This window comes from Dietzia sp. CQ4, assembly GCF_014145125.1.
Taxonomy (GTDB): domain Bacteria; phylum Actinomycetota; class Actinomycetes; order Mycobacteriales; family Mycobacteriaceae; genus Dietzia; species Dietzia natronolimnaea.
The window spans coordinates 1-3,458 of record NZ_JAALDZ010000287.1 but is presented as its reverse complement, the minus strand read 5'-3'; the positions used below and the strand labels follow the sequence as shown (position 1 = coordinate 3,458).

The window sequence follows — 3,458 nt, the reverse complement described above, 5'->3', positions numbered from 1 at the left end:
CCATGCGAAGATGACCGAACTAATCGACGGTGTTGCGCTAGCTCGCTGAAACTGCCCAGGAGACGGTGGTCGGAACGCTCTTTTCGTTGCGCCCTCGGCAGTCAGATCGATCGCCTTCCGCTCGCCCCGCCGAGTGGTCAGAGATGCGGCTCTTCTGCGCCCGCATCCTGGGTGAACGTGAGCACGTCTGACCAGTCGGCGGGAGGCAGAGCGTGCTGATCTCGCCGGGCACGTCCAGGCCGCTCCTGCCACCCGGGCGCGGGAACGCGGGATCGCGGGAACGCGGAAGCGCGGGAGCGCGGCCGACCGGACACTCCCGAAATAGCGACTGCCCCGACCCCCTGGTGAGGGGATCGGGGCAGCAGGATCGATCGGGGTGGCCGGGCAGCGCAACCGCTGGCCGCGCTCGGCCGCTCGCGCTGATCAGTCGCGGAAGTAGCTCATCAGACGCAGGATCTCGATGTACAGCCAGACCAGGGTGACGGTCAGGCCGAGCGCGACGCCCCACGCCATCTTGTTGGGGGCGCCGGCGCGCACGAGGCGGTCGGCGTTGTCGAAGTCGAGCAGGAAGCTGAACGCGGCCAGGCCGATGCACAGGAGGCAGAAGCCGATCGCGATGGGGCCGCCGTTGTACAGCGGGTTGGAGCCACCGGTGAAGAAGCTCAGCAGGATGCTGCCGAGCGCCGCGAACAGCACGCCCACGATGGCGGCGGTGAGGAACCGCGTGAACTTGGGGGTCACGCGCACGGCGCCGGTCTTGTAGACGAACAGCATGCCCACGAACACACCGATGGTGCCGAGGATCGCCGCGCCGACGGCACCCAGCACGCCACCGCCCTGGAGGTCGGCGGTGAACAGGTAGGTGGCCGCACCGACGAACAGTCCCTCGAGGGCGCCGTAGGTCAGGGTCACGGGGGCCGAATCCATCTTGCGGCCGAAGGTGGCGACGAGTACCACGACGAGACCGCCGATACCGCCGATGAGCAGCAGCGGGAACAGCAGGCCGGGATTGATGCTGATCATGTAGAACGCGATCACGCCCACGATGCTGAGCAGACCCAGGGTCGTGGCGGTCTTGGTGACAACGTCGTCGATCGTCATGGGCCGCGTGTCCGCGTCGAACTGCGGATGGGCCTGGGGGGCGTCGTACCCGGGCTGGGCACCGAAACCCTGCTGGCCGTACTGACCCTGCTGGAAGCCCGCGCGTCCGGCACCACCGAGTTGGGTGGCGCCACGCGCGCTGTCCTGGGACAGGGAACTGAAGACCGGATTGCTGCTGGTGCGCATCGAGGTCCCTTCGGATTGTCGGGGAAGGTCGTTGATCGAGAGTCCCCGCCGGGTCACCGACGAATCACTCGTACTGGTCAACGCGCGGGCCCACCTGTGTGTTCCCCGCGTCGACCCCCATCCTGCCCGACCGGGCGGTCGTCCCTCACACCAGGTTCGTAAAGATATGTCGTTGACATTCTATCGAGTGTCGCGAATACTCTTCGACAGACGGGCGCCTACCGGGCGCCCAGGACGGAAGGAGTCGGCGATGCACATCGACGACGCACACGAACCGGGCGACTTCGGTCCCCCGGGCGCCCGGAGTCGGGGCGGGCACCCCCGGCGTGGCGGCCGCCCCGGCCCTCTGCGCGGACACCACCGGGGCCGACGCCACGACCACGCCGGAGGCGCAGGGCCCTTCGGACCCGGCGGGCCGTTCGGTCCCGGTGGGACATTCGGCCCGGGCGGTCCGTTCGGCCCCGGTGGGCCCTTCGGCCCGTTCGACGAGGGACGTGGGATGCGGCGGGGCCACCAGCGGCGACGACGACGAGGGGACGTCCGGCACGGCGCGCTCCTGCTGCTGGCGGAGGGACCCCTGAACGGATACGGGATCATCCGCGAGCTCGCCGAGCGCAGTGGCGGCACCTGGCGCCCCAGCTCCGGGGCGGTCTACCCGGCCCTGTCGCTGCTGGAGGACGAGGGTCTCATCGGGCCCGCGGAGGACGCCGGACCCAAGCACTACCAGCTCACCGACGCCGGGCGCGCCGAGGTGGAGCAGCTCGCGGACCGGCCCGCGCCATGGGACGACGCCACCGAGGAGGCGGCCTCGCGACTCGGCGGCGACGCCGACCTGTGGAAGGCGTTCGGCGAGGCCGCCATGGCCGTGCGGGCCATCGTCCAGACAGGCGACCCCGCCACCGGTGCCGCGGCGACCGAGGAGCTGGTCGCCCTGCGCAAACGCCTCTACGGCCTGCTGGCGGACGCCGGCGACTGACCGGCGACCGGTCACCAGACCCCGTTGTCGGCGAGGAACCGCCTCAGGTCGGAGGTCCCCGTGATGACGTTGGACGCCTGGTAGCCCCCTCGGATGGCGTATGAGTTTACCCCGACCACCCGGCCCCGCTCGTCGACCGTGGGGCCGCCGGCCATGCCGGGGCTGAGGTCGGCGTCTATCTCGTACCCCTCCACTCCCCTCGGTGACGCCCGCCGGGTGGAGACCGAGCCGGACTTGAACGACGGCGGCTGGATGACCGTCTCCTCCGCGACGTCTCCCCCGGCGCCGGGGAACCCGATCGCGGTGATCCTGTCCCCGGGTCGCGGGTCGTCATCGGCGATCGGCAGCGCGGGCGGTCGAGGGTCGGCAGCAGGCCCGTCGATCCGCAACAGCGCCAGATCGCCCCGCTCGGCCGGCATCACGTCGGCGATCCGGACCGTCACCCAATCGGTGATGGTGGCACCGTCGACGTCGGGCTGGCCCGCCATCACCCGGATGTCGACCTCGGCGTCCAGGGCGGCCTCGTCGGCGACGTCGTGATCGTCGAGGTAGGACTCGATCACGGCGCCACGACCCTCGTCCCGACCGACGCAGTGCCCGGCGGTGATGATCTCGCCGTTCCCGCCCGCCATCCATCCGGTGCACGTCCGCACAGCCGTCACCTCGGTGGACCGGACGTCGTCGCCCTCCCCGCTTCCCGGGTCCAGGACGTAGCCGGACACCGTGGCCATGAGGAACACCACGGAGTCGTCCAGTCGCTGCGGGTTCATCGTGGACGGCTCGGCGTCGGGCGAGTTGGATTCGATGACCCCGGGGACGTTCTGCTGAGCCGCGGGGTTCTCGCCACCGTCCTGGACGCACGCCGTCGTGATGGCGAGAACCACCGCGACGAGTGGCAATGCCGACGTCGGTCGTGGGCCCATGGCGGCTTCCTTAGCCAGATGAACAGATCTTCATATTGAGATGTCTCGGACTTTACTCCGCCCGCGGATATCTCACCAGTACCGCTCGCTACTCACAGGCGACACCGTCGTTGTCCCGGTCCAGTTTCGGCGCGTACCCCGGTTCTCCGCGCATGATCGGGGCCGCGCCCGCCGCGCGCGCCGCGTCGCAGTTGGCGAAGTAGGTCGCCTGCGGGGCCGGTGCCGGAGGGGGTGCGTAGACCGGCGCGGGCGGCGGCGGGGCGATGGGCTCG

The 3,458-nt window shown here is 70.3% G+C and carries 4 protein-coding genes; 1 reads left to right on the top strand and 3 read right to left on the bottom strand.

What is annotated here, in order from left to right:
- Positions 1–423: 423 nt before the first annotated feature.
- Positions 424–1,287, bottom strand: a complete 864-nt coding sequence (locus G6031_RS15070) for a Bax inhibitor-1/YccA family protein (protein ID WP_182653690.1) — start codon at positions 1,285–1,287, stop codon at positions 424–426.
- Between the two features lie 250 nt (positions 1,288–1,537).
- Between G6031_RS15070 and G6031_RS15065 the strand changes: the two genes are divergently transcribed.
- Positions 1,538–2,263, top strand: a complete 726-nt coding sequence (locus G6031_RS15065; protein WP_182653689.1) for a PadR family transcriptional regulator — start codon at positions 1,538–1,540, stop codon at positions 2,261–2,263.
- A gap of 11 nt (positions 2,264–2,274) precedes the next feature.
- Here the strand turns inward: G6031_RS15065 and G6031_RS15060 are convergent, their stop codons facing one another.
- Positions 2,275–3,186 carry a serine protease gene (locus G6031_RS15060; protein WP_182653688.1) on the bottom strand — a complete coding sequence of 304 codons (912 nt, stop codon included), beginning with the start codon at positions 3,184–3,186 and terminating at the stop codon, positions 2,275–2,277.
- Positions 3,187–3,274: 88 nt separating this feature from the next.
- On the bottom strand, positions 3,275–3,458 hold a 184-nt coding region (locus G6031_RS15055; RefSeq protein WP_182653687.1), incomplete at its 5' end, for an excalibur calcium-binding domain-containing protein.